We start from the raw sequence: 26,066 nt of genomic DNA on the forward strand, positions 1-26,066 counted from the left end.
CAGCGGAATTCGCGCCGGCCACCTACGCTTGGGGCTCATGGCCGACATCTCCGAGACCGATCGCCCAGACACTGACGCCCAGGGTTATCTCCTGGAGCCGGAGGCGGAGTCCTTTGATACTCCCGCCCCCGCGCCGGGAGACGCTCCGTGGGAGCGCTCCGATCATCGCTGGTACAAAGACGCCGTCTTTTATGAGGTCCTTGCCCGAGCTTTCTACGACCCAGACGGAATTGGTTCCGGCTCGCTCAAGGGAGTGACCCAGAAGCTCGAGTACCTGGCTTGGCTCGGCATCGACTGCATTTGGCTGCCTCCGTTTTACGACTCTCCTCTTAAAGACGGTGGCTACGACATTAGAAATTTCCGCGAGGTGCTTCCCGAGTTCGGCACGGTCGAAGACTTTGTCGAGCTCGTCGATCACGCCCACAAGCTGGGCATCCGCGTGATCACTGACCTCGTGGTCAACCACACCTCTGATCAGCACGCCTGGTTTCAGGAGTCTCGAACCAACCCGGATGGGCCCTATGGCGACTACTACGTCTGGTCCGACGACCCGACGAAGTACTCCGAGGCGCGCATTATCTTCATCGACACCGAGGAATCGAACTGGACGTTTGATCCCAAGCGTGGGCAGTACTACTGGCACCGCTTCTTCAGCCACCAACCGGACCTCAACTACGACAATCCCGAGGTCCAGGAGGCCATGCTCGATGTCATGCGCTTCTGGCTAGAACTGGGACTCGACGGCTTTCGCCTCGACGCCGTGCCCTACCTTTTTGAGCGAGAGGGCACCAACGGCGAAAACTTGCCGGAGACCCATGCCTTCCTCAAGCGAGTGCGCGGGGTGATTGACGAGGAATACCCGGGTCGAGTGCTGCTGGCAGAAGCCAACCAGATGCCGGACGAGGTCGTGGACTACTTCGGGGATCGCACAACCGGCGACGAGTGCCACATGGCCTTCCACTTCCCCGTTATGCCGCGCATCTTCATGGCGGTGCGCCAGCAGACCCGCACCCCGATCTCGGAAATCCTGGCGAACACGCCAGACATTCCGGCCACCGCGCAGTGGGGCATCTTCCTACGCAACCACGACGAGCTCACGCTGGAGATGGTCACCGAGGACGAGCGCGCGTACATGTACCAGCACTACGCCAAGGACCCGCGAATGAAGGCGAACGTGGGCATCCGCCGGCGTCTCGCCCCGCTTCTCGACGGCGACCGTAACAAGCTCGAACTTCTAACCGGCCTCTTGCTCTCTCTGCCTGGTTCTCCCGTGCTCTATTACGGGGATGAGATCGGCATGGGAGACAACATCTGGCTCGCCGACCGCGATGGTGTGCGCACGCCCATGCAGTGGTCCTCGGACCGCAACGGAGGTTTTTCCACCGCCGATCCGGAGCGCCTCTATTTGCCGGCGATCCAGAACGATCAGTACGGCTACGCGTCGGTCAACGTGGACAACCAGATGAAGCGAGAAAACTCGCTGCTCAAGTGGACCCGCGCGCACATTCATGTGCGCAAGCAGTACAAGTCCTTTGGCCGGGGCACCTACCGCGAGATCCACTCGACCAATGAGTCGGTGCTCTCGTTCCTGCGCGAGTACAAGGGCGAGACCATCCTGTGCGTAAACAACCTCTCGGATTGCCCGCAACCGGTCACGCTGGATCTCTCGGAGTTCCAAGGCATTAGCCCACGTGAGCTCACCGGTGGACAGTTGTTCCCCGCGATCGAGGATCACCCCGTGACGTTTACCCTCGCCCCACACGGTTTCTTTTGGTTTGACCTGTCTGCACCAGAGGAGGATGCCTGATGGATTACGCTGAGCTGCTCGCGTCGTCACGCTTCTACGGAGCTAAGTCCGAGCCCATCGATAGCGTCGACCTCCTCGACGAACACCCGCTCGATCAGTTTCAGGCGCAGCTGATCCAGGTGCATCACGCTGGTGCTTCCGACATGTATCAGCTGCTTCTCGACTCTTCCGGCAACGAGGCCCTTTCGACTCCTGCGGGTGCGCTTGCATTTGCTCGCGGGCTGGGCGAGCTCGGTGAGGTGGAAGGGTCGGTGGAGATCCCACCCTCAGCAGATGCCCGACCGATCAGCGGAGAGCAGTCCAACACCTCCTTTTTGGTCCCGGCAGAGGACCCGCAGTTGATTATCAAGGCGTTTCGCAAGTTGGAGCCGGGTTTAAGCCCCGACGTCGAACTGCTGACCCAGATTCCCGATTGCCCCTATATCGCGCCGGTGCGCGGTTGGGTAACTCGCCATTTGGGGACGGACGTGTACACGCTTGCCATGGCCCAGGACTTTGTCGCTAACGCTCAGGACGGTTGGGAACTGGCGCTGGGTTACGTACAACGGGAAGAAAGCTTTACCCGGCAGGCACATGAGCTTGGTCGCGCGATCCGAGGAGTGCATCGAGATCTGGCCGAGGCGTTTGGCACCGACGAAGTCTCCGAGGTGAGCCTGGCGATGCGTCTGCAGGACCATGCCGGTGACATCCTCGAACGCACCCCGCAATTGCGTCAGTACGAGGAGGGCATCGCCGAGGTGTATCGGGCTCTGCGGGACACCGATACCTCGATCCAGCGCATCCATGGCGATCTCCACCTCGGTCAGACCCTGCGCACCCCCGATCGCTTTGTCCTGATCGACTTCGAGGGCGAACCCGCCCGTCCTCTCGCGCAGCGACGCCTACCCGATAGTCCGCTGCGTGATCTGGCGGGCATGCTGCGTTCCCTGGACTATGCTGCGCACTTCGACGGCGCGCATCCTTCCTGGGCCGCTTCCGCATCGGATGCGCTTCTCGACGGCTACGACATCGACCAGTCCGCGCTGCTCAACGCCTACCTCCTGGACAAAGCCCTGTACGAGGTCGACTACGAGTTGAACAACCGACCCGACTGGGCGGAGATCCCCTTGAACGCCATTGAGCGAATACTGAATTCTTACTGAGCGCACTCGCCGGGTAGCCTGTCTATCAATTGAAATTTGGACACCATAGAAGAGGACCCGACATGTCGACGTCAGCTGCGTCCCGAGGCACGAGCCGGACGATGATCACCATCGCTACCGCGCTCATGCTGTTCTCCATGTTCTTTGGAGCGGGCAACCTTATCTTCCCTCCCCAACTGGGCCTCAAGGCCGGTGACAACTTCTGGCCGGCCATTCTCGGCTTCCTGGGCGCCGGCGTTGTTCTGCCGGTACTGGCCATCGTGGCCATCGCTCTGTCTGGCACCAGCGTGCGCGACCTGGCTCGCCGCTCTGGTTGGCTATTTGGCCTGATCTTCCCGATTCTGGCGTACCTGTCCATCGGCGCCTTCTACGCGCTTCCGCGTACCGGAGCGGTGTCTTTTGAAACCGCGGTTACCCCGCTGACAGGGTTGGATTCCCTGGGTGCCTCCGCGATCTTCAACCTGATCTTCTTCGGTGTCTCCCTGGCCCTGGCGTGGTTCCCCAATGCCATTGTGTCCACGCTGGGCAAGGTCTTGACCCCGATGCTGGTCATCCTGCTGATCGTGCTCATCACTATCGCCGTGGCCAGCTACGACACGATCTCTCGCGCTCCGGTTGAGCCCTACGACCAGCTGCCTGCTGCTGCCGGTCTGCTCGAGGGCTACCTGACCATGGACGCAATCGCCGGCCTCGCCTTCGGCATCGTGGTCATCTCCAGCCTGCGCGGACACGGGGTCCGCGAGGGCAAGCCGCTGCTCAAGGCCACGGTGACTTCAGGCGTCATCGCCGGTGTCTTGCTGGCCGCTATCTACGTGGGCCTGGGCATCATCGGTCGCGTCCTGCCGGGCGCAGAGAACCTGGAAAGCGGTGCCGCCATTCTGGCCGAGGCATCCAACGCCACGATGGGCCAAGCAGGACAGTTCGTCTTCTCCGCCATTGTGGTGCTGGCGTGCCTGACCACCTCCGTGGGCCTGATCTCCGCCACCTCGGAGTTCTTCGCCTCCATCATGCCGGGCATCAAGTACCACGTCTGGGCTGTCGCGTTCACCGTCCTGTCCACGGTGCTGGCCACCATGGGCCTGGATACTGTCCTGGCCATCGCCGCCCCGGTCATTGGCTTCATCTACCCGCCGGCCATCACCCTGATCGCGCTGGCGCTGATCGACTCCGCACTGCGCAACAAGGCTCACCTGAACTGGACCTTCCGTCTGGCCATCTGGGTCGCCGTCATCTGGTCGGCGCTGACCACTCTGGTGGATCTGGGCATTAGCGCTCTCGCACCGATCGTGTCCTGGGCTCCCCTCCAGGCACAGTCCCTGGGATGGGTGCTCCCCGTCCTGGTCGCTGCGGTCATCGGCGTGATCCTCGACATCCGTTCCGGGGCCCAGACGCCGGCCACCGCGGAATAAGTCATCCTGCCTACCCGTTGCGGTAGGTATGACTGCGCGCCCTAATCTTTCGCTCATCGACTTCTGCACCGTCTACGACGGCGAGAAGTTTTCTGATTCCATAGCCCGGTCTGTCCGACTCGCCCAGCGAGCCGAGCAGCTGGGCTATTCGCGCATTTGGTACTCCGAACACCACAACATGCGCCACATTGTCTCGTCTGCGCCCGCGGTGCTCATCGCCCACATCGCAGCCCAGACTCAATCCATCCGGTTGGGAGCCGGCGGTGTCATGCTGCCAAATCACGCTCCTTACGTGATCGCCGAGCAATTTGGCACGTTGGCGGAGATGCACCCGGACCGCATCGATCTGGGTGTGGGACGAGCTCCCGGCACGGATATGAATACGCTGGGACGCGCTTTACGACGCTCCCGTGACGCGGCAGAACGCTTCCCCGAAGACATTCTCGAGCTGCATGGATACCTCTCCGGCAACTCCCGAATCCCCGGGGTGACGGCCATACCGGGTACGGGCACCAACGTGCCCATCTACGTTCTTGGATCCTCTATGTACGGTGCCCAGCTGGCCGCGCATCTGGGAGCTCCCTATGTGTTCGCCGGCCATTTCGCCCCCACTCATCTGGAGGCGGCAACCTCCCACTATCGGGAGAATTTCCAACCCAGCGAGCTGGGTAGCGAGCCTTATTGCATCGCGGCGGTCAACGTCGTCCTGGATCAGGATCACGCAGCTGCACAAGAGCAGATGCGCCAGGTCGAACGCCGTCGAGTGAGGGCGATGGTGGGTCGCAATGGAGCGTCGATAAGCGAAGAACAGCTCGACGCGCTCGTCGCCTCGCCGCAGGGCCGGCAGATTATTGACATGCTGCGTTACACGGCCGTCGGCACGCCGGAGGAGGCAGTGGAGTACCTGGAGGACTTCACAAAGCTGGCCGGGGCTGACGAACTGATGATTTCGCTGCAGGGCTCTACAGACGAAAAGGCCAGCACCTCGATGGAGATGCTGGCCCAGGCCTGGGGCCTTTAGTCCTCCCAGTCAGTCGACGCGCGGGGGCGCGACTGCTCGACAATGCGGGTATCGCGCTCCTCAACGTCTGCGCGACCGTCCTCGCCTTCGACACCCAAGTTGCCGCCGATAACCACGTCGCCCGGGATGACCATGCGGCCTTCCTCGTCCAGGGCAAGGTCGGCATAGCCTGGCTGCGGGGCGACTTCGTGCTTTTCCAGCTTCTCCGGGGAGTCGGTCTTTTCCCAACGACGGGTGCGTACACGACGCTGGATCGCGGAGTCCTCGCTCATCCCCTTGACCAGTGAGTACATCATCACGAACTGCACCAGGAAGAACGGCAAGGCCACGATGATGACCACCTGCTGCAGAGTGGTGATGGCCTGCTCCTTGCCCGCCAGCAAGATAGCGGCCGTGACGGCGCCGATGGCCACTGCCCAGCCGACGCGGTAGTACGTCGGGGACTTGTCCGCTTCCCCGGTGGCCAGCATGTCGTTGACCATGGCTGCCGAGTCGATCGAGGTGATGAAGAAGATGACGATCACCACCAGGGCGAAGGCGGATACCAGCATCGTCAACGGGTAGTCCTGCAACAAACCAAACAGTGCGAAGGGCACATTGCCCTCGCCCACGACTGGCTCGGACAGGCGTCCCGGGTTGGCCAACTCGGCCTCAATACCCGCACGCCCCACGATGGCGAACCACACCACGTCGAAGATCGTGGGCAGGATGAGCACGCCGGCGATGAACTCGCGCACGCTGCGCCCGCGCGAGATGCTGGCCACGAACATGCCCACGTAGGGCGACCAGCAGATGGACCAGGCCCAGTAGAAGACCGTCCACTTGCCCTGCCAGCCGGGGTTGTTGTGGAAGGAGTCGGTCCAGAACATCAGCTCCGGCAGCCAGTGGATGTAGAGGCCAAAGGACTCGACGGTAAAGCTCAACAGCGTCAGGGTCGGTCCGGTCAGCAGGATAAACACCATCAGCATCACGGCCATGATGATGTTGGCGTTGGAGAGGATGCGGATGCCCTTATCCAGGCCGGTGGCAACAGAGATCGAGGCAGCGACCGTGATCGCCAGGATGATGCTCATCTCCACCCAGCTCACAATCGGCGTGCCCCAGAGCATGTTCATACCGGAGTTGATCTGCAGCGCACCGAGGCCTACCGAGGCAGCGATACCAAAGGTGGTGCCGATGATCGCCAAAATGTCGATGAGCTTGCCCGGCAGGCCGTACACGTGCTTGTGCAGGATCGGGGCGAAAACGCTGGACAGTCGCGGCGGAAGCTTGCGCTTGTGGATGAAGTAGCCCAGCGCAAGTCCCGGCAACGTCATAATCACCCACATGTGCACACCGAAGTGGTAGTAGGTAAAGCCGAATGCCTGCTCGATTGCCATGGGAGACATGGCCTCGAAACCGCCACGCGGAGGGTTGACCGAGTGGTTCAACGGCTCGGCCACACCCCAAAACATCAAGATCGCGCCCATGCCTCCGGCAAAGAGCATGGCGAACCAGCTCAGCAGGCTGTACTCCGGTTCTTCTTCGTCGTCGCCCAGGCGGACATTGCCGTAGCGCGAGACAAAGAGGGCGATGAGGAAAACAAAGGCAATGGAGACGCCACCGATGTATAACCAGTTGAGGTTGGTGGTCAACGCCTCGGCTACAGCAGTAAAGACCTTTTGTGAGGTCTGGGAAAAGACAATGGTGAATACGACGAATGCGGTGATAAAGCCGAGAGCGCCGAGGAAAACGATTGGGTCAGACTGAAGTCCTCGCTCCCCGGCTTTCCTATGCTCCTCTTTGGGCCGCGGATCCGCGGTGATGGGTTCGGGCTGCGGTGAGGCTGTGCTCATGGGGCTACTTTCCACAGAAAATTTTTAAAGTGCCCGACTATTATGCACGGTCTTGTTAATCTGTCCGCCATGAGTGTGCGCACTATTGTGGCGGCAATAACCTCGGCGGCAACAGTTTCTACGCTGAGTGCCTGTTCTGCCGGATCAACTGCAACCCAGGTCGGACGAGTTAGCGGGGCCGACGTGGTGGTGGCGGCCACCGCTCCCCCGGCCTCCCTTGATTTCACCTCCACTAGCGGCGCTGCTATCCCACAAGCGCTGATGTCCAACGTGTACGAGACGTTGGTAACCGTGAACAAGGAGGGAGAGATCGTCCCTCATCTGGCAGAGTCTTTTGACGTCAGCGAGGACGGACTGACCTACACGTTCAAACTGCGCCCCAATGTGCGCTTCTCCAACGGCGACGAGTTCACCGCAGATACCGCCGTGTTTTCCATTAACAATGTGAAGGAAAACTGGACCAACGGGCTGAAAAAGCAGATGGATGTGGTCAGCTCTGCACGGGCGATTGATCCGCACACGCTGGAGGTGACCCTATCCCGTCCTTCTAACCGGTGGCTGTGGTCGATGGGCACCTTGACCGGCGCGATGATGACCCCGAACGGAATCGACGAAATTGCTAGCAACCCGATTGGCACCGGCCCGTACACCATTGCCCGCTTCGTCCCCAACCAATCTGTGAGCTATGAGGCTCGCCAGGACTACTGGTCCACGCCGGCTCGTGCGAATGCAGCCATTCGTTATTACGCAGACGCCGTCAGTTCCGTGAACGCGCTGCGAACCGGCGATGTTGACGTGGTCTATGGCCTGCAGGCGCCCGAGCTCGCCGAGTCGTTGAGTGATGAATACAACGTGGAGGTAGGCACCACCAACGGTGAGATCCTGCTGGCCATGAACAATTCGCGCGCGCCCTTCGACGATCAGCGGGTGCGGCTGGCAGCCGCCCACGCTATCGATCGCGGTGCGGTCAGCGCTACCGCGTTCGAATCGATGGCCGTCGATACCGGCGGAGCCTTTGTGGCACCCACCGATCCGTGGTTTACCGGTAAGGACTACGCGCACTACGACCCTGAGCGGGCGCGCCAGCTGCTCGCCGAGTCGGGGAACCCGCATCCTTCCCTAACAATCAAGGTCCCGTCCCTGCCCTATGCCCGCAATGTGGCCGAGATCGTGTACTCGCAGCTGACAGAAGTGGGATTTGACGTCACTCTGGAGTCGATCGAGTTCCCCGCTGTCTGGCTAAGCGAGGTGTACAAAGCCGCGGATTACGAGGCCACCATCATCGCGCATGTCGAGGCCCGCGACCTCCCCAACGTCTTTGGGTCCCCTGAGACCTATCTGCGTTACGACGACCCGACGACCCGCGAGCTACTGGCTCAGGCCGACTCAGCTACCACCACCGAGGAGCAAACCCGGCTCACTGAACAGGCCACCGCCCGCATCACCGAGGTCATGGGCTCGCTGACAGTAGGCAATATTCCCAGCATCGTCGTCACCGCCCCGGGTGTGCACGGTGTGGAGGCCACCCAAGTTACTGATTCCATCGACCTCGCCGAGATCACTAAAGAGTCATGATTATTATCCGTTACCTCTTAAGCATCGTCGTCGCCAGCTTGGCGATCTTCGGCCTGCTCCGCCTCGTTCCGGGTGATCCAGCCCGCATCGCGCTCGGTGTCACCGCCGACGACGCATCGGTCGCTGCCCTCGCCCACACGCTGGGCACCGACCGCCCACTGATCCAGCAATACTTCTCCTGGATCGGCGGGTTGCTGACCGGGGACTTCGGCATGTCTTTGGCCACGCGTTCCAACGCCACCGCCATGATCCTCGACCGCGCCCAGGTTTCTCTCATCCTGTGCTTCTGCGCGACCGTCCTCGCACTGCTAATCGCCCTGCCACTCGGATTTTGGGCTGCCCGGCGCGCCAATCACCCGGTGGGCACGGTGATCTCGATCCTCACGCAGGTGGGCATTGCCGTTCCCAGCTTCCTGGCCGCTGTGCTGCTGGTTGCGCTCTTTGCCGTCCGCCTCGATTGGCTGCCGTCGAGCGGCTGGGTCCCGCCGGGCTACGACTTCAGCGCCTTTGTCCAGCGTTTGGTGCTGCCGGTGGTGGCGCTGGCATTGGTGCAGGGATCAATCCTGACCCGCTACGTGCGCTCTGCGCTTCTCGACGTCCTCAGCGAAGACCACATTCGCACCGCCCGTGCCATTGGCCAGTCCGAGAAGCAGGCGCTGACGCGCCACGGCTTGAAGTCCGCCGCCCTTCCGCTTCTCACCATCGTGGGCGTGCAGCTGAGCTCGCTGATTGTGGGCGCAGTCGTTGTGGAGCAGGTATTCATGCTCCCGGGTCTGGGGTCCTTGCTCCTGACCTCTGTGACCAACCGTGACCTGCCGGTGGTGCAAACGGTGGTCATGCTCATCGTCCTTTTCACGCTCACGGTGAACCTGGTGGTCGATGCGTCCTACCGGTTCCTTGATCCGCGTCTGCGCACCTCGGGGGTGGCTCGATGAAAGCAACTGGTTGGATCGGCGCCTTCATTGTCGGCGTCATCGTTCTATTGGCCGCGCTCTCGCTGGTGTGGACCCCTCATCCGCCTTCCCAGGCCTTCCCCATGGATCGACTCCACGCACCGAGTGCGGACTACCTGTTGGGGACTGACCGCTTCGGTCGCGATACGCTTTCGCGCATCATGGCCGGCAGCCGCATCACTCTGTTCGTGGGCACGGTGGCCGTGAGCATTTCCGGTGTGCTGGGCACCCTCTGGGGTGTAGTGGCGGGCATGCGCCGTGGATGGGTGGAGAAGGTCTTGATGGCCGCATCTGATCTGGTGCTGGCCTTTCCTGCTCTGCTGTCGGCCATCATCGCCGGCGCAGCTTTCGGCCCGTCTACCCTGACGGCAATGGTGGCCATCGGTATTTCGGGCGCTCCTGCTTTCGCACGAGTGGCCCGGGCAGCCACTCTGCGGGTGATGTCGCAGGACTACATCCTGGCCGCTCGCCTGGCCCACGTTCCCAGTTGGAAAATCGCCTTGCGCCATGTGCTGCCGAACATCGCTGGCTTGTTGATCGTGCAGGCCAGCGTGGGCTTTGCGCTCGCTGTGCTAGCCGAGGCCGCCTTGTCATTCCTTGGCTTGGGCACCCCTGCACCGGATCCGTCCTGGGGCCGCATGCTGCAATCCGCCCAGGCCTCCCTGGCCACCACGCCGTGGCTGGCAATCTGGCCGGGACTGGCGATCGCCCTGACAGTGATTGGCTTCAACCTTTTGGGAGATGGCCTGCGCGATTACCTGGATAAGAAGGGAGCCGGCCGTGTTAACCGTCTCTAACCTCAGCATTGACGATTTGTTGCACGACGTCAGCTTCGAGATCCCGCGCGGGGCTCGCGTCGGCCTCGTTGGCGAGTCGGGCTCTGGCAAGTCCTTGACTGCACTGTCCATCATGGGGCTGCTGCCCAGAGGCCTACGCGCCCATGGATCCATCAACTTCGATGGACAGGAGCTTGTTGGGCTGAAGGATTCCCGGATGCGTCGCCTGCGTGGAAAGCGCGTGGCCATGGTGTTCCAGGAACCTATGACTGCCCTGGACCCGTTGATGACCATCGGCCGCCAGCTCGCAGAAGCTGCCGGAAGTAACGCACGGAAAGTTCTGCGCGAGGTCGGGCTGAACGACGAACACTTCAACCGCTACCCCCACCAGCTCTCCGGCGGCCAGCGTCAGCGCGTCCTTATCGGACTCGCCATCGCCCAAGACCCTGATCTGCTGATTTGCGATGAGCCCACCACCGCCCTGGACGTTATCGCGCAGGCGCACGTGCTGGACCTCATCGACCGGCTGGTCGAAGAACGCGGGATGTCGTTGCTGATGGTCACCCACGACCAGGCCGTCGTCCGGCGTATGTGTGACTCCGTGCTGACGATGAGTCAGGGCCGGGTCGTCGATACGCCTCCGGCACCAGAAGAAACGATCACCCCAGCCGCCTCGCGCGAGTTGGGCGCACCGATCATTCGTCTGCGCGACGCGTCCGTCCGCTTCAGCGACACCACGGCCGTCGAGCCGACCACTCTGGAGATTCCGGAAGGGCAGCGACTCGGCATCGTCGGCGGATCAGGCTCGGGCAAGACCACGCTGCTCAAGACGATCGCCGGGCTGTATCAACCCACCACCGGTTCGGTCGACGTGGACGGGTCCGTGCAGATGGTCTTCCAAGACCCACAGTCGTCCTTGAATCCGCGTCTGCGGGTAGGGGCAAGCGTCGGTGAGTCCTGCGGTGGTGATCTCGATCGGGTGCGCGAGGTGCTTGCCGACGTCGGCCTGCCGGGAGTGGAAAAGCGCTACCCGCACGAGTTTTCCGGCGGACAGCGCCAGCGCATCTCCATCGCGCGTGCCCTAGCGCCTCGCCCGAAGATCCTGCTCGCCGACGAACCGGTCTCTGCGCTCGACGCCTCCGCACGCGGATCGGTGCTGAAGGCGCTCGATGACCTGGTAGACGAATACGGGCTCACCCTGGTCTTTGTGTCTCATGATCTGAAGGTGATTCAGCAGGTCTGCGACTACGTGGCGGTGATGAACCGCGGGTCCATCGTCGAGCACGGGCGTACCACCGACGTTTTGGGCTCCCCGCAACATGACTACACGCAACAGTTGGTTGCGGCAGCGTTGTAGATTATTGCCATGACCATAGTGGTAGTTGGATCCGTCAATGCCGATGTGACAGTCAACGTGGCGAGGCACCCGCACCCAGGAGAAACTCTCATGGGGCGCGGGAACCCTGTCACCGCCGGCGGCAAAGGCGCCAACCAGGCCGTTGCTGCCGCCCAGTTGGGTGCCCACGTGGCACTCGTCGGAGCTGTCGGCCGGGATCCCAACGCAGAGCCGGCGCTGACAAACCTGCTGTCCTCTGGGACCGACCTCTCGGCACTCGCGCGCACTGGTGAGCTCACCGGCATGGCCATGATCACGGTGTCGGATGACGGGGAAAACTCGATCATCGTGGTGCCCGGCGCGAACGCCCTGGTGGATGCCGAGTACGTGAGCTCCCACGCTGAGATCATCTCGGGTGCAGACATCGTCTTGCTCCAGGGCGAGATTCCCGCCGATGGTTTTGCCCAGGCCATCTCACTGGCTCAAGGCCGCGTGGTGGTCAATCTCGCCCCGGTCATTGAGGTCGACCGTGAGGCGTTGCTTCAGGCCAACCCGCTTATTGCCAATGAGCACGAGGCAAGCCTGATCCTGGAGCAGCTGGGAATTGCCATAACCGGCGAGGAACCTGCGGCACTGGCCGCCGCACTTCGCGAGGCAGGTTTTGCCTCCGTAGTGCTCACCCTGGGTGCAGCCGGCGCCCTGGTAGTCGATGAGACCGGCGAGCACGTCGTCCCGTCCCCTCGGGTGAAGGCAGTAGATACGACCGGTGCGGGCGATGCCTTTGTGGGGGCGTTGGTCTATCGCGTGGCGGAAGGCGATTCGCTCAGCGATGCCGCCGCGTTCGCGGTCAAGGTCGGGGCCTTCGCCTGTACGGGCCGAGGTGCACAGGCTTCCTACCCCACATCGGCGGACGAGTTGCCGTCTGTCTCGGCTTCCTAGGCCTTTTTAACCAGAGGTCACGTGCAGAACGAGCCCCGGGGAGATGAAGTGCTCCTCGGGTAGCTCAAACTGCAGCTCCAGGCGCTCGAAGGCCTCGACCACAGAGGCGTCGAAGGCCCCATCGCGAGAATCAGAAGCGTGCATAGGCACTAACCTACCTGGCCGCTCCGGGTTTGTCTGCACCCGTACTTACATCGCTGTGATTATCGTCCGGGGTAGTTCACCCGCGACAACAGCTCGCCAAAGATGCGCTCGCCGTCCTGGCGAAGGCCATTGTGGTGGTACTCCGCGGCCTGCCAGACATCGATGTCTCCGAAGTGGCTGGCCGTTTCCAGGGAATAGTTGATCGGAACGAAGCAGTCGTCGGGGTAGGCGGCCGCGGCGCACGAGGTCTCTGCAGCCTCGAGGTTGGCTAGGTCGTAGGGGTTGGACCAGTCGTCGACAAGCGCCAATTCCTCAGCCACCGCCGCGAAGGGACGCAGCGCCGGATCCTCTTCGAACTGCCATGGGAAGATGTGCTCGCCGGTGAGGTAGAACTGCTCGGCATGCAGCGGATCTGCATTCTCCTCGAATCCAGGGATTTCCTCGCGCATGCGATGGGCCGACCAGTTGGTCGCTCCCGGGGCGACTCCGCCATAGATGGACTCGTGAATCACGGCGTAGAGCGGGGCGGACTCGAAGGACACGCGCGCGTTGATCTCGGAGAGGAAGTCGCCACGCAGGCGCTTCTCCCCCTGCACTGTGTGGAAGGGCGACTCCAGCAGCGCCGCCAGGTCCGCGATGCCCGTCCCTCGCCCGAGGTCTATGCCGATGGTGCGCAGGCGACGCGAGCTCAACCGCTCACCGGTCGGTAGGAGCTCCTGCGCGTTGTCCAGGTGGTGGCACAGCTCGCGAACGCGTTGCTCCGCGCACTCAACCTCCTCGTAGAACTCCTGGTGACGGCGCGCCAGCTGCTGATATGTTGCGCGGTATACCTCATCGGCGTGGACGCCGGTGGCGGGGAGACCACCGGTGAGAAAGGCGTAGCGCACACTCGAGCTCGCCTGAGAGAGGTACGCAGTGATGCAGAAGCCGCCGAAGGACTGCCCGAGCAGGTCCCACTGCTCAACGCCCAGGTGACGGCGCAGGGCCTCCGCGTCGGCGACGATGTCGCTAGCGCGCAGGTGCTTGAGGTGCTCCGCGGTCACCGGTTCGCCGAATCGATCGATCCTGCCTGATCTGCCAGTTCCGCGCTGGTCAAGGAGGACAACCCGATGTGTCTGCAGTGCCTTGTTCAACCAGCCGTCGATGCTGACCGGGCGCGGGCTGGGAAAGCCGGGACCGCCCTGCAGGTAGAGCAGGAAGGGTAGCGAGTCATCCCGGGAGAGTTCGCGGGCGAAGATTTCCAGGGTTCCCAGCTGTGGGTTGTCCCGGTCCCAGTCGACAGTGATGCGGTGTTCGCGCGTAGTGATCCCAGTCATAAATCTCATGCTGCCAGTATCCTGAGCGTATGGACAACCACGGCTTGAAGTTCACCGACCACGGCGCCCACGTTCTCTCCGCAGAAACCAGCAAGGGGGACCTGTTCTACCTCTCTAGCGCGGCACGACTGGGCTCGGCATCTCCGATTCGCGGCGGCGTTCCCATCATCGCCCCCTGGTTCGGCCCGTTCCTCAAGGGAGACCCCAAGCACGGCTGGGCGCGCACCTCGCAATGGAATACCACGCTTACCGACGCCGGGTTTGCCGCCGAACTCGAGCAGGACGGCCTGGTACTCGGCTACCAGGCCTCCCTCGAGGACGACGTGCTCACTCTGCGATTGACCATGCAAAACACCACCGACGAGTCCCGCATGGTGCAGTTTGCCTTGCACCCCTACTTCGCTGTCAGCGACGTCCGCGACATCAAGGTCAGCGGCTGCGCCGGCGAATCCGTCCTCGACCGTGTCGACGGTAAGCGAGAGACTGCTGGGGAAGCTTTTACTTTTGACGGCGAGCTGCTGGACTCGATCGTCGAAGAAGGGGTAGCCGAGGTGACCATCGAGGACGCCGAGCGCACCCTCAGCTTGCGGATGCGTGGACACGACTCGATCGTGGTGTGGAACCCCGGTGAGCGCGAGGCAGACAAGCTTGAGGATGTCGGGCCAAAGGAATGGTCCGCCTTCGTGTGTGTGGAGCCAGCAGTTCTGGGTGCCGAGCAGCAAGGCACCCAGCTTTCTCCGGGAGAGATCAACGAGCTCACCCTGGAGGTATCCGTGCAGTAAGCGCTTGGGCTGTGGGCGCAGGGGCGTACAGTATCGAATCGTCATATGAAAGGAGCCCCCTCGCCCATGTCCGAAGCCTTGCCCACTCGCCCCAACGCCTGGCAGCTACTCGTCGCGTTCAACTCGAGCGCGCCACGCTGGCCGGGAGCGCTCAGGGCAGCGCTGGCGATATTCCTTCCCGGAGCAATCGCGCTAGCGCTCGGACACACCACGGAGATGTTTTTGATCGCCGCCGGCGGATGCGCGGTCATCTACGGCGAGGGACACCCGTACCGCTCCCGCTGGCGCATCATGAGCATCGCCGGTGTGCTCATCGCGCTCGGCGCAACCATCGGCGCGTTCGTCGGCTCCATCGTTTTTGCCAACATCAACGCAGGTGGAAGCCACTATTGGTTCCTGCTCACCGTCATCTTCTGCACGGTCATGGCCGCCCTGGGCGCATTCATCCAAAACGCCCTGCGTCTGCGCGCCCCGGGCTCCTTCTTCGTCGTCATGGTTGCTGGTGGTTCGACGATGACCGCCCGCCTGGGACTCGATCCGCTCGAGGTCGGGTTCTGGGCTCTGGTCGGAGCCGCCTCTGGCGTCGTGCTCGGTGTACTGCCTGCGCTTCTCGACGCCCATGGCCCCGAGCGGCGCAGCGTCGACGCGTTGGAACACGCTCTCCGCGCCTTCGAGGAATCCGACGATCCCACCCTCGGTCAGCGCCACGACTGCCAAACGGCGTTGGCGGCCGCGTGGGCCGCGCTCGGTGATGCCCGCGTGGTGCATGCCGGAGCGATCGTCAAGCCCAGCCAAGCAGATCTGGTTCGCCGCGTGCAGGACTGCCAGCAGCGCCTCGTGCGCCGCTCGCGCCTGCTAGGGCTGAATCTCACAGATGCCGAAGTAGTCAGCGACACCAGCCAGCTGTCCGATCCAACGCGAGCCGCCATCCCGCACACCCGCCCCACAAACGCCTATCGCATCTACCGCTCGCTGGACCTCAACTCGCACGCCAGCGTGACGGCGCAGAAGGTCGCGCTCGCGTCTCTCGGTGCGGGAATCAGCGGCATTGCCCTCGGGTTCGACCGTCCTGACTGGGCCATCGTCTCTGCTCTGCTCATGTTGCAGTGGGGACCAGACCGCACCAACGGCCAGATCCGCGGTCTGCACCGCCTGATCGGCTCGCTCATCGGCCTCGGCCTGTTCGTCGCTTTCCATGCCGTGGAACTGCGCGGATGGGGTCTGCTTATCGCCCTGGCACTGTGCCAATTCGGCGCAGAGATCTTTGTGGTGAAGAACTACGCCTTCTGCGTCATCTTCACTACCCCGCTCGCGCTCCTGCTTGGCAATGCAGTCACTGACCCGCTGGGCGAGGTCGTCTTTGCCCGCACCGTAGAGATTTTCCTGTCGATCCTCTTCGGCTCCCTAGCCTTGTGGTTCTGGGCACCTGGCGCACCTGCGCGCGAACACATGCGCATTAGCTCTCGAGCCAAGGAGCTCACCGGAACCGTCCTGGGAGCTTTTGCCCTTTCCGGGCGTGCTGGTGGCCTGCCCCAACGCCGCGATTTGCAGTACGAGCTGCTCAGCGAGCGCCGCGCGATCGTGTTCCTGGCAGAGTCCCGGCCCGAGCTGGCACGCGCCCGCTGGGACGAGCACCTGGCCATTCAGCGCGCTGGGTATCACTTGCTCGATTTTGCCAACGCTTATCACGGCCAGCCCGTGAGTGATTCGGCCGTAGCCCAGGTGACGGCAACAGTCAGGCAATTGCAACAACAACCCTAAACCGGCCACATTGGCCTTTCACTTTGCACTACGACTCGTGCCAGCCGCTGTGCTTAGCGTTTAGCACCATGGATTCACTCAACCGGTATCTCTTCACCGGCCTCACCGGCTACCTGCTGCTGGTAGTTGGTATTGCGCTCACGCAGGCGTTACCGACTCCCCTCCTCACCGGTGCTGGCGCCACACTGCTGCTGGCCGGCCTGGGGATTCACTCCGCTTCTCGACGTCTGTGTGCCCACCACATCAGCCCAGAGCGCACCCGCGATCTCCAGCTGTGCGGCGTGGTTCTTTTGCTCGTCCTCTCGACGATGCTGGCTGTCTCATCCAAAGCGGGCCTGAGCGTGGGCGCAGCCGCGATGGCCGGAGGTTTGGCCACCGGCATTGTGATGACGCACGCGCGCACCTCCCGCCAGCCAGGCATGGTGATCTTCACGCTGTTGGTCGGCGCAGCCAGCGGGCTGGCCGCGGTACAGGGCCTGGGAATGCATGCCTTATCCCTGGCCACGCTGGTAATCACCATCGTGGCCATCGCCGCCGTGAGCTGGCATGCGGCCAAGGACCCGGAGGTCAGTGTCGCGGCTTAAGCCTCGTCCGTAGACAGGGCGGCGACGAAGGCCTCCTGCGGAACCTCGACAGATCCGATGTTCTTCATGCGCTTCTTACCGGCCTTCTGCTTCTCCAGCAGCTTGCGCTTACGCGAGATGTCGCCGCCGTAGCACTTGGCCAGAACGTCCTTACGCAGGGCGCGAATGTTCTCGCGGGCGATGATCTTTGAGCCGATCGCCGCCTGGACGGGGACCTCGAACTGTTGGCGCGGGATGAGCTCGCGCAGCTTCTTGGTCATCTTGAGGCCGTAGTGGCGGGCGTCGTCGCGGTGCACGATCGCACTGAAGGCGTCCACGGGTTCACCCTGCAACAGGATGTCCACCTTCACCAGGTCGGCCTCCTGTTCCCCGGCTTCCTCGTAGTTCAGCGAGGCGTAGCCTCGGGTGCGCGACTTCAGCATGTCGAAGAAGTCGAAGATGATCTCACCCAGCGGCATGATGTAGCGCAGCTCGACGCGGTCCTCGGACAGGTAGTCCATGTTTTTCATCTGGCCGCGCTTGGACTGGCACAGCTCCATCGTCGGGCCCACGAACTCGCTGGGCACGATGATGGTCATGTTCACGATCGGCTCATAAACCGCATCGTTCTTACCCTCCGGCCACTCAGAGGGGTTGTGCACGACCTTCTCCGTGCCCGACTCATTGATCACGCGGTAGGACACGCTCGGCGCTGTGGAGATGAGGTCTAGTCCGAATTCGCGCTCGAGTCGGTCACGGGTGATCTCCATGTGCAGCAGACCGAGGAATCCGCAGCGGAAACCAAAACCAAGCGCCACGGAAGTCTCCGGCTCGTAGGTGAGCGAGGCGTCGTTCAGCTGCAACTTCTCCAAGGCGTCGCGCAAGTCGGGGAAGTCCGCCTGGGAGATCGGGAAGAGTCCCGAGTACACCATGGGGTTCGGGTCCGCATAGCCCTCTAGCGGCTTGTCCGCACCCTTGGCTGCCCAGGTGATCGTGTCGCCGACCTTGGTTTCGCGCACGTCCTTCACACCGGTGATGACGTAGCCCACTTCACCCGGTCCCAGCCCCTTACAAGGCTTGGCCGTGGGCGAAACCACGCCGATCTCCAGGATCTCGTGGGTGGCGCCGGTGGCCATCATGGAAATCTTCTGGCGCGGGGTGAGCTTGCCGTCCACCATGCGGATGTAGGTGACCACGCCTCGGTAGGTGTCGTACACCGAGTCGAAAACCAGGGCGCGAGCAGGCGCCTCGGCATCAAACTCGGAGGTGGGAGGTGGCACGAGCTCGCTGAGGCGATCCAGGAGCTCGGGCACGCCTTGTCCGGTCTTGCCTGAAACGCGCAAGACATCATCCGGTTCGCAGCCGATGATGTTGGCGATCTCGAGGGCGTACTTCTCCGGGTCGGCGGCGGGAAGGTCGATCTTGTTCAGGACTGGAATGATCTCCAGGTCTTTGTCCATAGCCAGGTAGAGGTTGGCCAGGGTCTGGGCCTCAATGCCCTGAGCAGCGTCGACAAGCAAAATCGCGCCTTCACAGGCCTCGAGCGCGCGCGAGACCTCGTACGTGAAGTCGACGTGACCGGGGGTGTCGATCATCTGCAGCACAAGCTGCTCACCCTCGTGCTCACCCGAGCGCGGAACCCATGGCAACCGCACATTCTGAGCCTTGATGGTGATACCGCGCTCGCGCTCGATATCCATGTTGTCGAGGTACTGATCGCGCATGTCGCGCTCTGCGACGACGGCAGAGAGCTGCAGGATGCGATCGGCAAGCGTCGACTTGCCGTGGTCGATGTGCGCAATGATGCAGAAGTTACGGATCTTGGCCGGATCCGTGAATGTCTGCTCGGCGAAATTGTTGCTCATAACCCTCCGTGTTCAATCTCCCCATACTCTACTGTGCTCTCGGCGCACGCCAGAACCGCGGTAACACCCAAAAGTGATGGGGCGATAATCACACAAAGAACGTGACGCAGCGTACAGTCGTAGGAAAGTTTTCCCCATGGACAAGCAAAGCGGGATTGGTTCCATGTTTTTTAGGTCCTTGCGCCCCAAGCGCCGGCCAGCTCAGCCCGAGGACGGGCTGCGCACTCTGCGCGGGCGCCTCGGCTTGGCGGAATGCGAGGATACGCCTGCGGCCCATCACCCTCCAGCCCCTCTCCGCGTCCATGAAACCACCAATTGCGCCCGCACGATCGTCTACGCTCCCGACATTGACGGTCACGCAGAAGCCGGCGAAGTGGTGTGGCTGTGGGCCCCGGTCAATGGACCGTCGAAGCCTCCGAGTGAGCGCCCCATGCTGGTCGTAGGTCGGACCCGCTTCCAGCAGCTGCTGGGCCTGCTGATCTCCGCAGATCCGCAACACGATGAGGACCCGACCTGGATGGGAATAGGGACAGGCCTGTGGGAGACCTCCGGAACACCGTGCTGGATGCGCATGGACAAGGTCATCGAGGTCCCCGAATACGCCGTGCGCCGCGAGGGAGCCCTCTTCCCCGAGCGCAGATTCGAGCGCATCGCACACACGCTACGCACGCGTTTCGGCTGGGTGTAGTCGCATCTGCTAAAGTTTTCCAGGTTGTTCATCGCACACGATCATGAGCCGCGGCGGGCAGGACCTTGGGTTCGCCAGAATGCTCATGCAGCGTCTCGTCACTGCGGTGAGTTGCACAAGACACTGTCAACATAAACGTCAAGAGGTATTGCATCATGGCAAACATCAAGTCGCAGAAGAAGCGCGTTATCACCAACGAGAAGCGCCGTCAGCGCAACCAGGCCATCCGCTCGGCCGTGCGCACCGACATCCGCAAGTTCCGCGAGGCTGTCGAGGCTGGCTCCAAGGAGAACGCTGGCGAGCTGCTGCGCGTCGCTTCCCGCTCCCTGGACAAGGCTGTGACCAAGGGCGTCTTCCACCGCAACAACGCGGCTAACAAGAAGTCCCGCATGGCTGCTGCCTTCAACAAGATGAGCTAAGCAGTTTTACTGCCACTAATCCCCCTCCCCGGATCCCAGATCACGGGAGGGGGATTTTGCGTATCAGCCGAGTCCGCCGTGGATGATGAGGACCAGGCCGGCGATGACAAAGAAGGTGCCTGCCAGGACGTCGATAAGCCAACTCGAACGCAGCAGAGCCTGCCGCACACGCCTGGTAGAGACGAGCGTGCTCATCGTGAGAAATAACAGGAGCGAGCTGAACACAAGGCTGGCGATGACGAGCAGTGCGGTGCCAACGCTGGGCTCGGGAGGCAGCGCTGGGGCGACGAGTGCGGCCAGGAAGATGACGATCTTGGGGTTCGACAGGTTGGTGGCCAGCCCTCGCCTAAAACTGCGCCACGGACTCCCCAGCTGCGCCTCGAGTTCGGCAAGATCCTTCGGGGGATATTTGCGGGTCATCAGCCCGCCGCGCACCGTCGATTGGCCCATGATCATCAGCCACGCGCCGCCGACCACCTGAATGATGCCCAGCGCTTGTGGAAAGGTCGTCAGGATGGCAGCGGCGCCAAAAACGGTCAGCGAGACCCAGACCGTTGCGCCCACGTGTGTGCCGATGGAGGTGGCGATGGCATGGCGTCGCGAACGAGTCGCCATCCGCGTCACCAGCACCACGTCCGGCCCCGGAGAAGCTGCTCCGACGAGGTTGAGCATCACGATGGCAAAGAGGCTGGCCAGACTCATGCCAACGCCTCGAGATCAACTCCGAACATCTCTGCGGTGGCATTTGCCGAGGGGTGCCCGGCGTCCGCGTCCGCACCTGCAGCTAGCAGCGCGCGGATGACGGCAGGCTCCTTCTTAAACACCGCTCCGGCGAGCGGGGATTGTCCGCGGTTATTGAGCTTATCGACGTCCGCGCCTACCGCAGCCAACTGCGACACCAACTCTGCATGGCCGTTATAGGCGGCCAGCATGATAAACGTGTTGCCGTCCTCGTTCATCAGGTTGGGATCAACCCCGGCGCGGATGTAATCAACGAGTGCCAGCTGCCCCTGGCGGGCCATGGAGAAAAGACGAATGACCAGGTCTTGTACGTCGCTGTCAAGGGGCTGAGATGTCATTTCCATGAGTCTAACCGGCCAACTGACTAATGCGGCGCACGGCGTCCTCAAGCGCGAACTCGGGGTCGCCACCAGCTCCTTTCACGCGGGCATCGAGATCCGCTACGAGGATGACCGCCTGGCTTACCGATTGCGACGACCACCGCCGCGCAATGGGCATCGTCTTCTCGATGACAAAGGGGTGCATGCCTAGCTGGCCAGCTAGTTGGCGCGCATTTCCCCCGCGCGTGGTGTACAGACGAGCAATTGCCCCGACCTTGTTACCCAAGGCCGCGGTCAAAGCCACGGGGCTTTCTCCGAGTTGGAGTGCCCGTCGCACCGACGCCACAGCGCGGGCGGTCTGGCCGCTCACAGCCAGGTCGGCGATGTCGAATCCGGAGACCTCGGCGACGCCGACGTAGTAGGCCCTAACATCACGCTCGGTGACTTCCCCATCCGTGTCAGCAACCAACTGGGAAACCGCGGACGCCAGCTCGCGCAGATCGGAGCCAACGCCTTCCAGGAGCGAATGCACCACGTCCGGGGTGGGGCGGACCTCGTGACGTCGAAATTCCGCGGTCACCCAAGACTGCAGCTCATTCTTTTTCACCTTGTCCACCCGGTGAACGGTGGCGACCTTCTCGAACTTCTTCACCATCGCCTTGTTGCGGCCACCGCCGGTGTGATGGATAACCAGCGTGATACCCGGCGCTGGATCCACGGCAGCCTGCAGCAAGACATCCAGGGGGTCTTTGCCGGCGACCTCGGCGTGAGTGATCACGATGAGTCGATCATCCCCGAACAGCGACGGGCTGGTCAGTTCAATGATCTCCGAAGTGGTCAGCTCGCTGGCGCGCACCAGGCTCAGCTCCGCCTGTGGTGAGGCTTGCGCAATGATCTTCTTTCTCGCCCGCTCGGCCAGGAATTCTTCCTCGCCCACGATGAGGTGCACGCTCGACATGGCAACCACCTTAACCCGCACTCAAGCCCACGGACGCACAACCAGGCACCAGCCCACAATCACGACCACGCCGGTGGCGCGAGGCCAGCGCATAAGCCCCGCAAAGATCCAGCCGTAGATCAGGGCCACATGATGGGCCGGCGCCATGATCGTGACCAGCGAACGCTGTCCCGCCCAGAACGCGACGGAGTGGATCCACCAGGCCAACGGATTAATCACCAATACGGCAGGCTGCGCCAGGAGCGGATGAACGGCGGCCACAAGCGTGGCCACCACGCCCACGACAGTGATCGGTCCAGCCGCCGGGGCGACCAGCAAATTGGCGAAGGCAGAAACTAATGAAGCCTGCCCAGACATGGCAGCCACCACCGGCAGAGTCGCGGCATCCGCAGCTAGTGCCACTGCAATGGCGCGTGCCACCACATCGGGCATTCCCCGCTTGATCAAGGGCCGTGCCAGCACGGGGCTCACCGCCACGATCCCAACGGTGGCCACGACTGAGAGCAGGAATCCTAGGTCCACCGCCATCGACGGATAGATCGCCATTACCGAAATCACCGCGAGCCCTAGCGCGTGCAGTGGCTGCATGCGCGAGGATGCAACCACTGCGATTAGACCCACCACCCCGGTGATGCCGGCGCGGATGACAGAAGGTTCGGGCCCCACGATCACCACGAACCCCACCAGCACACTGAGACAGGATGCCGTCTGGATACGCGGTCCCAGCCCCAGCGCCCGGCAGATGAGCACAGCGCAGGTAGTCAAAACGGCTACGTTTGCCCCGGAAACTGCCGAAAGATGTGCCAGTCCGGTGAGGCGATACAGCTCCTGGGCCTGCTGGGTCTGCAGCGAGGTGTCTCCCAGCACCATTCCGGGGATCAGTCCTTTGTGCTCCCCGGCAATCGCCTGATCGACTGCGAGGTGGAGGTTATTGCGCAGGTGCTCTGACCACGCTGCCGTCCCCTGGGGCGGCCGGATCACTGCCAGATCGCCGCGGGCAATATGCCCGCCCAAGCTGGGGCGGTCTGACTCCACGAGTTTGCCCTCCACCGCCACCAGCGCCCCGGGAGCCCAACCAGCAGGCTCACCCTGCGCAAAGACTGCCAGTGGTTCGGGGTATCCCCGCACGTGCATGGTCACCAAGGTATTCCCCGTGTTTGTGGGGCGTGGAAGGGCGGCGATGCGCCCCGTCCACGCTCGCGCCGCATTCAGCCGCTCAGCTGCTCTATGCGCCAGACTCATACGCACCGAACTAGTAATCAGCGTGGTGCTAGCAATACCAGCCACCAACACGCACTGGCCCCACCAAGCTTTCAGGGCAATGATCGCAGCACTCATGGCGATGAACCCGGCGGCCCACCATACTGAGCCGGCCAAGATGAGTACGACGAGTCCGCCCCAGGTGACCACGGCCGCGGGGATGAGTCGGAGTTCCGCCATGGTTAGAGCGTGACTTCGTCTTTGATGGCCGCAAATTTCGCGGGGCCGATCCCCTTGACGTCGAGTAGCTGGTCAATCGATGTGAAGCCGCCGTGTTCCTCCCGGTAGGCAATGATCGCCGCTGCCGTAGCCTGCCCGACTCCGTCGAGTTCTTCGAGAGCCGCCGCATCTGCCGTGTTCAGTGAGGTGCCTGCGCCCGCATTTCCGCTAACACTCCCACCCGTACTGGTGCTGCTGGCAGCACCCACGGGAGGTGCGCCGGGAAGAGGGACGACGATTTGTTGCCCGTCTACCAGCAGCTGCGCCTGGTTCAATGCAGCCGGGTCGGCCTCCGGAAGTTGTCCCCCGGCGGCAGCGATGGCGTCTGCCACACGGTCCCCGGTGTTGAGCCTCACCAACCCGGGCTTGTGCACCGCGCCGACAACGGAGACCACAATCTCTGCGTCAGGCGCGGCCGAGGTGGTATTGCCGGCGATCGCGGGAGGAACCACTGGTGGAGGGGTGCGCACGTACCCAATGACAATGGCCACCACCGCGGCCACGGCAACCGCTGCGCAGGCCATGAGCGCGGTGCGTGGAGGCACCGTGAAGCGGGGCGATTCGGTGGGAAAATCTACCGAGAGTGAGGATTCTTCCCCGGTAGGTCGGGTCAGTTCGCTCAAGCGGGAAACCGTGGAGGGGCTCATGGCCCATGACCCTAAGCGCGCACTGCGCGGCGCTTAGAGGCCCGCTGTGGAAAACGGGCGACTAGTTGACGCGCCCAACAAAGTTATCCCCAGGAGCACTAAACACGGCCGATACGCCGACCGCGCCTGGGCCAGTATGGACAGAGAGCGCCTCAGTGAGCTCGACGGTAAGGAAACTGGATCCTTCTGCCAGCAGATCCTCAAGTAGCTCCCGGAGGTCCTCGGCGGCCTCGGGGGCCTGGTTGTGCTGGATGGCTACGAATGCCGGTTCTCCTTGAGCACGCTCAGCTACCAGCTCCACCAACTTGGTAAAGGCCTTGGTTTGTGTGCGCGTCTTGCCTGCCAGCTCAAGCTTGCCGCCGGTGACTTGCATGATGGGCCGGGTAGCCAGAAGTGCCGCCGAGAGCATAGCTGTGCCTGCGCTCAACCGGCCGGAGCGACGAATGTCATCGATCTTGTGCAGATATACCCAGGTGGCGGAACGCGCCAGAGTGTCACGGGCACTCTGCGCACACTCTTCTAGCGAGGCCCCGCGCTGCGCGCGCGTGGCTGCTGCCATCGCTGCCGCGCCGAGCGCCATACCCACGGTCTGCGAGTCAATCACTTCCACCGCCGAGTCAAAGACCGCCCCGGCGGCCACGGCCGCGGAGTAGGTGGAGGACAACTCACGCGAGAGATGAATGGCGACCACTCCCTCATCTCCGCCACGCTCAAGTTGGCGAGCGTAGGCGGCCACCAGCTCCAGGGTGGACAGTCCTGCCGTGGTGACGTCGGCCCCGGAGGAGTCGTGGACGTGCATGGGCACCACGGTGATGCCCAACTGCTCCACGATGTCGTCTGGCAGACCCGCAGATGAGTCGGTAACTACACGCACTGGCATTAGAGCTTCGGACCTCCCACATTCCAGCCCTCCAGATACCACTGCGCGGCTTCCGTGCCATGGAATCGGGCCTGCTCTGGCTCCTGCGCTGCATCGTCCATCGCGTCAAGCGAACCAGGCGTGAACTCTGGGCGTGCTTTGAGCACGGCGCAGTGAGTGTTCTTCAGGGTAACCAGCGTGGGGAACATGCTCTGGCGAAAGCCCAGCAGAGATCCAGTCAACGCGGAGATGGTTCCCCCGTGGGCCACGACCAAAACGCTCTTGCCTTCCCAGTCGGAAAAGTCGGCCATGAGCTCGTCGATAACCGGGCGGGCTCGACGCGCCACGTCCAACCGAGATTCCCCGCCGGGCGGGGTGTAAGCGGGGTCGTGGCGCCAGGCAGCGCGCGCCCCAGGGTGCTGCTCGTCGACTTCTGCTGAGCTCATCCCCTGCCACTGACCCAAGTGAGTTTCCCGCAGGCGAGAATCTAGCTCGACGGGGACGTCGATAAGCGCCCCCACGCAGGCGGCGGTATCGGCGGCACGTCGCAGATCCGAGCTGATGATGCGCGCGATGTTGTCGCTAGCCAGGAACTGAGCGATGTTGCGAGCCCCCTCCAAGCCCGCGGGCGCTAGATCAGTGTCCAGCTGCCCCTGCATACGCCGGGTTGCGTTGTAGTGGGTCTGCCCATGGCGGAGCAGGATCAGTCGACGTGACACTGGTGGAAGCTT

The 26,066-nt window shown here is 62.8% G+C and carries 25 protein-coding genes; 14 read left to right on the forward strand and 11 right to left on the reverse strand.

Annotated elements, in window-relative coordinates; translation table 11 throughout:
- The first annotated feature begins 37 nt into the window (after window positions 1-37).
- The 4 genes from treS to FHE74_RS07895 all read left to right on the forward strand — a co-directional run bounded on the left by treS (window position 38) and on the right by FHE74_RS07895 (window position 5,379).
- A complete protein-coding gene (gene treS, locus FHE74_RS07880) occupies window positions 38-1,807 on the forward strand; it encodes a maltose alpha-D-glucosyltransferase (protein WP_139465961.1) in 1,770 nt (589 codons plus the stop codon).
- A complete protein-coding gene (locus FHE74_RS07885; RefSeq protein WP_139465962.1) occupies window positions 1,807-2,949 on the forward strand; it encodes a phosphotransferase in 1,143 nt (380 codons plus the stop codon). The genes treS and FHE74_RS07885 overlap by 1 nt, the downstream gene beginning before the upstream one ends.
- A 62-nt stretch (window positions 2,950-3,011) precedes the next feature.
- Complete coding sequence (brnQ, locus tag FHE74_RS07890) at window positions 3,012-4,358, forward strand: branched-chain amino acid transport system II carrier protein (protein WP_139465963.1); 1,347 nt, start codon at window positions 3,012-3,014, stop codon at window positions 4,356-4,358.
- Between the two features lie 28 nt (window positions 4,359-4,386).
- Complete coding sequence (locus FHE74_RS07895) at window positions 4,387-5,379, forward strand: LLM class flavin-dependent oxidoreductase (RefSeq protein ID WP_139465964.1); 993 nt, start codon at window positions 4,387-4,389, stop codon at window positions 5,377-5,379.
- Here FHE74_RS07895 and FHE74_RS07900 read toward each other — a convergent pair.
- Window positions 5,376-7,214 carry a BCCT family transporter gene (locus FHE74_RS07900; protein WP_139465965.1) on the reverse strand — a complete coding sequence of 613 codons (1,839 nt, stop codon included), beginning with the start codon at window positions 7,212-7,214 and terminating at the stop codon, window positions 5,376-5,378. The genes FHE74_RS07895 and FHE74_RS07900 overlap by 4 nt on opposite strands.
- Before the next feature lie 69 nt (window positions 7,215-7,283).
- Here FHE74_RS07900 and FHE74_RS07905 point away from each other — a divergent pair, with 69 nt between their 5' ends.
- From FHE74_RS07905 to FHE74_RS07925, 5 genes are read left to right on the forward strand one after another with little or no spacing between them, the layout of a single operon-like run.
- Window positions 7,284-8,789, forward strand: coding sequence for an ABC transporter substrate-binding protein (locus FHE74_RS07905; protein WP_139465966.1), 1,506 nt, complete (start codon window positions 7,284-7,286; stop codon window positions 8,787-8,789).
- Window positions 8,786-9,724: an ABC transporter permease gene (locus tag FHE74_RS07910; protein ID WP_139465967.1), complete on the forward strand. Its 939-nt coding sequence runs from the start codon at window positions 8,786-8,788 to the stop codon at window positions 9,722-9,724. The genes FHE74_RS07905 and FHE74_RS07910 overlap by 4 nt, the downstream gene beginning before the upstream one ends.
- Window positions 9,721-10,539 carry an ABC transporter permease gene (locus FHE74_RS07915; RefSeq protein WP_139465968.1) on the forward strand — a complete coding sequence of 273 codons (819 nt, stop codon included), beginning with the start codon at window positions 9,721-9,723 and terminating at the stop codon, window positions 10,537-10,539. Before FHE74_RS07910 ends, FHE74_RS07915 begins: the two co-directional genes overlap by 4 nt.
- Window positions 10,523-11,875 (forward strand): ATP-binding cassette domain-containing protein, encoded by a 1,353-nt coding sequence (locus tag FHE74_RS07920; protein ID WP_246049232.1) that lies wholly within the window; start codon window positions 10,523-10,525, stop codon window positions 11,873-11,875. The genes FHE74_RS07915 and FHE74_RS07920 overlap by 17 nt, the downstream gene beginning before the upstream one ends.
- A gap of 3 nt (window positions 11,876-11,878) precedes the next feature.
- Entirely contained in the window at window positions 11,879-12,793 is a 915-nt protein-coding gene (locus FHE74_RS07925; protein WP_246049238.1) for a ribokinase, read from the forward strand.
- Window positions 12,794-12,799: 6 nt separating this feature from the next.
- Here the strand turns inward: FHE74_RS07925 and FHE74_RS10675 are convergent, their stop codons facing one another.
- Window positions 12,800-12,937, reverse strand: coding sequence for a hypothetical protein (locus FHE74_RS10675; protein WP_180339718.1), 138 nt, complete (start codon window positions 12,935-12,937; stop codon window positions 12,800-12,802).
- 59 nt (window positions 12,938-12,996) lie between these two features.
- Window positions 12,997-14,253: an alpha/beta fold hydrolase gene (locus FHE74_RS07930; protein ID WP_342773744.1), complete on the reverse strand. Its 1,257-nt coding sequence runs from the start codon at window positions 14,251-14,253 to the stop codon at window positions 12,997-12,999.
- Between the two features lie 29 nt (window positions 14,254-14,282).
- Here FHE74_RS07930 and FHE74_RS07935 point away from each other — a divergent pair, with 29 nt between their 5' ends.
- The 3 genes from FHE74_RS07935 (at window position 14,283) to FHE74_RS07945 (ending at window position 17,380) form a co-directional block, all read left to right on the forward strand.
- Window positions 14,283-15,035 (forward strand): aldose epimerase family protein, encoded by a 753-nt coding sequence (locus FHE74_RS07935; RefSeq protein ID WP_139465972.1) that lies wholly within the window; start codon window positions 14,283-14,285, stop codon window positions 15,033-15,035.
- A 66-nt stretch (window positions 15,036-15,101) separates the two neighbouring features.
- Entirely contained in the window at window positions 15,102-16,796 is a 1,695-nt protein-coding gene (locus FHE74_RS07940) for an FUSC family protein (protein WP_246049233.1), read from the forward strand.
- Window positions 16,797-16,864: 68 nt separating this feature from the next.
- Window positions 16,865-17,380, forward strand: a complete 516-nt coding sequence (locus tag FHE74_RS07945; RefSeq protein WP_139465974.1) for a hypothetical protein — start codon at window positions 16,865-16,867, stop codon at window positions 17,378-17,380.
- Here the strand turns inward: FHE74_RS07945 and lepA are convergent.
- Window positions 17,377-19,224 (reverse strand): translation elongation factor 4, encoded by a 1,848-nt coding sequence (gene lepA, locus FHE74_RS07950; protein WP_139465975.1) that lies wholly within the window; start codon window positions 19,222-19,224, stop codon window positions 17,377-17,379. The genes FHE74_RS07945 and lepA overlap by 4 nt on opposite strands.
- Before the next feature lie 136 nt (window positions 19,225-19,360).
- Here lepA and FHE74_RS07955 point away from each other — a divergent pair, with 136 nt between their 5' ends.
- Together FHE74_RS07955 and rpsT are read left to right on the forward strand one after the other, a co-directional pair.
- Entirely contained in the window at window positions 19,361-19,912 is a 552-nt protein-coding gene (locus FHE74_RS07955) for a type II toxin-antitoxin system PemK/MazF family toxin (RefSeq protein WP_246049234.1), read from the forward strand.
- Window positions 19,913-20,067: 155 nt separating this feature from the next.
- Window positions 20,068-20,331, forward strand: coding sequence for a 30S ribosomal protein S20 (rpsT, locus tag FHE74_RS07960; protein WP_139465976.1), 264 nt, complete (start codon window positions 20,068-20,070; stop codon window positions 20,329-20,331).
- A gap of 63 nt (window positions 20,332-20,394) precedes the next feature.
- On the opposite strand, the gene FHE74_RS07965 is transcribed toward rpsT, so the two are convergent.
- The 7 genes from FHE74_RS07965 to FHE74_RS07995 all read right to left on the reverse strand — a co-directional run bounded on the left by FHE74_RS07965 (window position 20,395) and on the right by FHE74_RS07995 (window position 26,054).
- Complete coding sequence (locus FHE74_RS07965; RefSeq protein ID WP_139465977.1) at window positions 20,395-21,033, reverse strand: LysE family translocator; 639 nt, start codon at window positions 21,031-21,033, stop codon at window positions 20,395-20,397.
- Complete coding sequence (locus FHE74_RS07970) at window positions 21,030-21,410, reverse strand: ankyrin repeat domain-containing protein (protein ID WP_139465978.1); 381 nt, start codon at window positions 21,408-21,410, stop codon at window positions 21,030-21,032. The genes FHE74_RS07965 and FHE74_RS07970 overlap by 4 nt, the downstream gene beginning before the upstream one ends.
- A 10-nt stretch (window positions 21,411-21,420) precedes the next feature.
- The gene (gene holA / locus FHE74_RS07975; RefSeq protein WP_139465979.1) at window positions 21,421-22,350 is read right to left on the reverse strand and encodes a DNA polymerase III subunit delta; all 930 of its coding nucleotides are present in this window, start codon (window positions 22,348-22,350) and stop codon (window positions 21,421-21,423) included.
- A gap of 21 nt (window positions 22,351-22,371) precedes the next feature.
- Entirely contained in the window at window positions 22,372-23,790 is a 1,419-nt protein-coding gene (locus tag FHE74_RS07980; RefSeq protein ID WP_139465980.1) for a ComEC/Rec2 family competence protein, read from the reverse strand.
- A gap of 2 nt (window positions 23,791-23,792) precedes the next feature.
- Window positions 23,793-24,476, reverse strand: coding sequence for a ComEA family DNA-binding protein (locus tag FHE74_RS07985; RefSeq protein WP_139465981.1), 684 nt, complete (start codon window positions 24,474-24,476; stop codon window positions 23,793-23,795).
- 61 nt (window positions 24,477-24,537) lie between these two features.
- Window positions 24,538-25,356, reverse strand: coding sequence for a DegV family protein (locus tag FHE74_RS07990; RefSeq protein WP_139465982.1), 819 nt, complete (start codon window positions 25,354-25,356; stop codon window positions 24,538-24,540).
- Window positions 25,356-26,054 carry a histidine phosphatase family protein gene (locus FHE74_RS07995; RefSeq protein ID WP_139465983.1) on the reverse strand — a complete coding sequence of 233 codons (699 nt, stop codon included), beginning with the start codon at window positions 26,052-26,054 and terminating at the stop codon, window positions 25,356-25,358. Before FHE74_RS07995 ends, FHE74_RS07990 begins: the two co-directional genes overlap by 1 nt.
- Window positions 26,055-26,066: the final 12 nt, after the last annotated feature.

The organism is Corynebacterium tapiri (assembly GCF_006334925.1).
GTDB lineage: Bacteria > Actinomycetota > Actinomycetes > Mycobacteriales > Mycobacteriaceae > Corynebacterium > Corynebacterium tapiri.

Bases quoted from the DNA above. Each gene is read 5' to 3' on its own strand.
- treS (WP_139465961.1), top strand. From the start codon at position 38: ATGGCCGACATCTCCGAGACCGATCGCCCAGACACTGACGCCCAGGGT.
- FHE74_RS07885 (WP_139465962.1), top strand. From the start codon at position 1,807: ATGGATTACGCTGAGCTGCTCGCGTCGTCACGCTTCTACGGAGCTAAG.
- brnQ (WP_139465963.1), top strand. From the start codon at position 3,012: ATGTCGACGTCAGCTGCGTCCCGAGGCACGAGCCGGACGATGATCACC.
- FHE74_RS07895 (WP_139465964.1), top strand. From the start codon at position 4,387: ATGACTGCGCGCCCTAATCTTTCGCTCATCGACTTCTGCACCGTCTAC.
- FHE74_RS07900 (WP_139465965.1), bottom strand. From the start codon at position 7,214: ATGAGCACAGCCTCACCGCAGCCCGAACCCATCACCGCGGATCCGCGG.
- FHE74_RS07905 (WP_139465966.1), top strand. From the start codon at position 7,284: ATGAGTGTGCGCACTATTGTGGCGGCAATAACCTCGGCGGCAACAGTT.
- FHE74_RS07910 (WP_139465967.1), top strand. From the start codon at position 8,786: ATGATTATTATCCGTTACCTCTTAAGCATCGTCGTCGCCAGCTTGGCG.
- FHE74_RS07915 (WP_139465968.1), top strand. From the start codon at position 9,721: ATGAAAGCAACTGGTTGGATCGGCGCCTTCATTGTCGGCGTCATCGTT.
- FHE74_RS10675 (WP_180339718.1), bottom strand. From the start codon at position 12,937: ATGCACGCTTCTGATTCTCGCGATGGGGCCTTCGACGCCTCTGTGGTC.
- FHE74_RS07930 (WP_342773744.1), bottom strand. From the start codon at position 14,253: ATGACTGGGATCACTACGCGCGAACACCGCATCACTGTCGACTGGGAC.
- FHE74_RS07935 (WP_139465972.1), top strand. From the start codon at position 14,283: ATGGACAACCACGGCTTGAAGTTCACCGACCACGGCGCCCACGTTCTC.
- FHE74_RS07940 (WP_246049233.1), top strand. From the start codon at position 15,102: ATGTCCGAAGCCTTGCCCACTCGCCCCAACGCCTGGCAGCTACTCGTC.
- FHE74_RS07945 (WP_139465974.1), top strand. From the start codon at position 16,865: ATGGATTCACTCAACCGGTATCTCTTCACCGGCCTCACCGGCTACCTG.
- lepA (WP_139465975.1), bottom strand. From the start codon at position 19,224: ATGAGCAACAATTTCGCCGAGCAGACATTCACGGATCCGGCCAAGATC.
- FHE74_RS07955 (WP_246049234.1), top strand. From the start codon at position 19,361: ATGGACAAGCAAAGCGGGATTGGTTCCATGTTTTTTAGGTCCTTGCGC.
- rpsT (WP_139465976.1), top strand. From the start codon at position 20,068: ATGGCAAACATCAAGTCGCAGAAGAAGCGCGTTATCACCAACGAGAAG.
- FHE74_RS07965 (WP_139465977.1), bottom strand. From the start codon at position 21,033: ATGAGTCTGGCCAGCCTCTTTGCCATCGTGATGCTCAACCTCGTCGGA.
- FHE74_RS07970 (WP_139465978.1), bottom strand. From the start codon at position 21,410: ATGACATCTCAGCCCCTTGACAGCGACGTACAAGACCTGGTCATTCGT.
- holA (WP_139465979.1), bottom strand. From the start codon at position 22,350: ATGTCGAGCGTGCACCTCATCGTGGGCGAGGAAGAATTCCTGGCCGAG.
- FHE74_RS07980 (WP_139465980.1), bottom strand. From the start codon at position 23,790: ATGGCGGAACTCCGACTCATCCCCGCGGCCGTGGTCACCTGGGGCGGA.
- FHE74_RS07985 (WP_139465981.1), bottom strand. From the start codon at position 24,476: ATGAGCCCCTCCACGGTTTCCCGCTTGAGCGAACTGACCCGACCTACC.
- FHE74_RS07990 (WP_139465982.1), bottom strand. From the start codon at position 25,356: ATGCCAGTGCGTGTAGTTACCGACTCATCTGCGGGTCTGCCAGACGAC.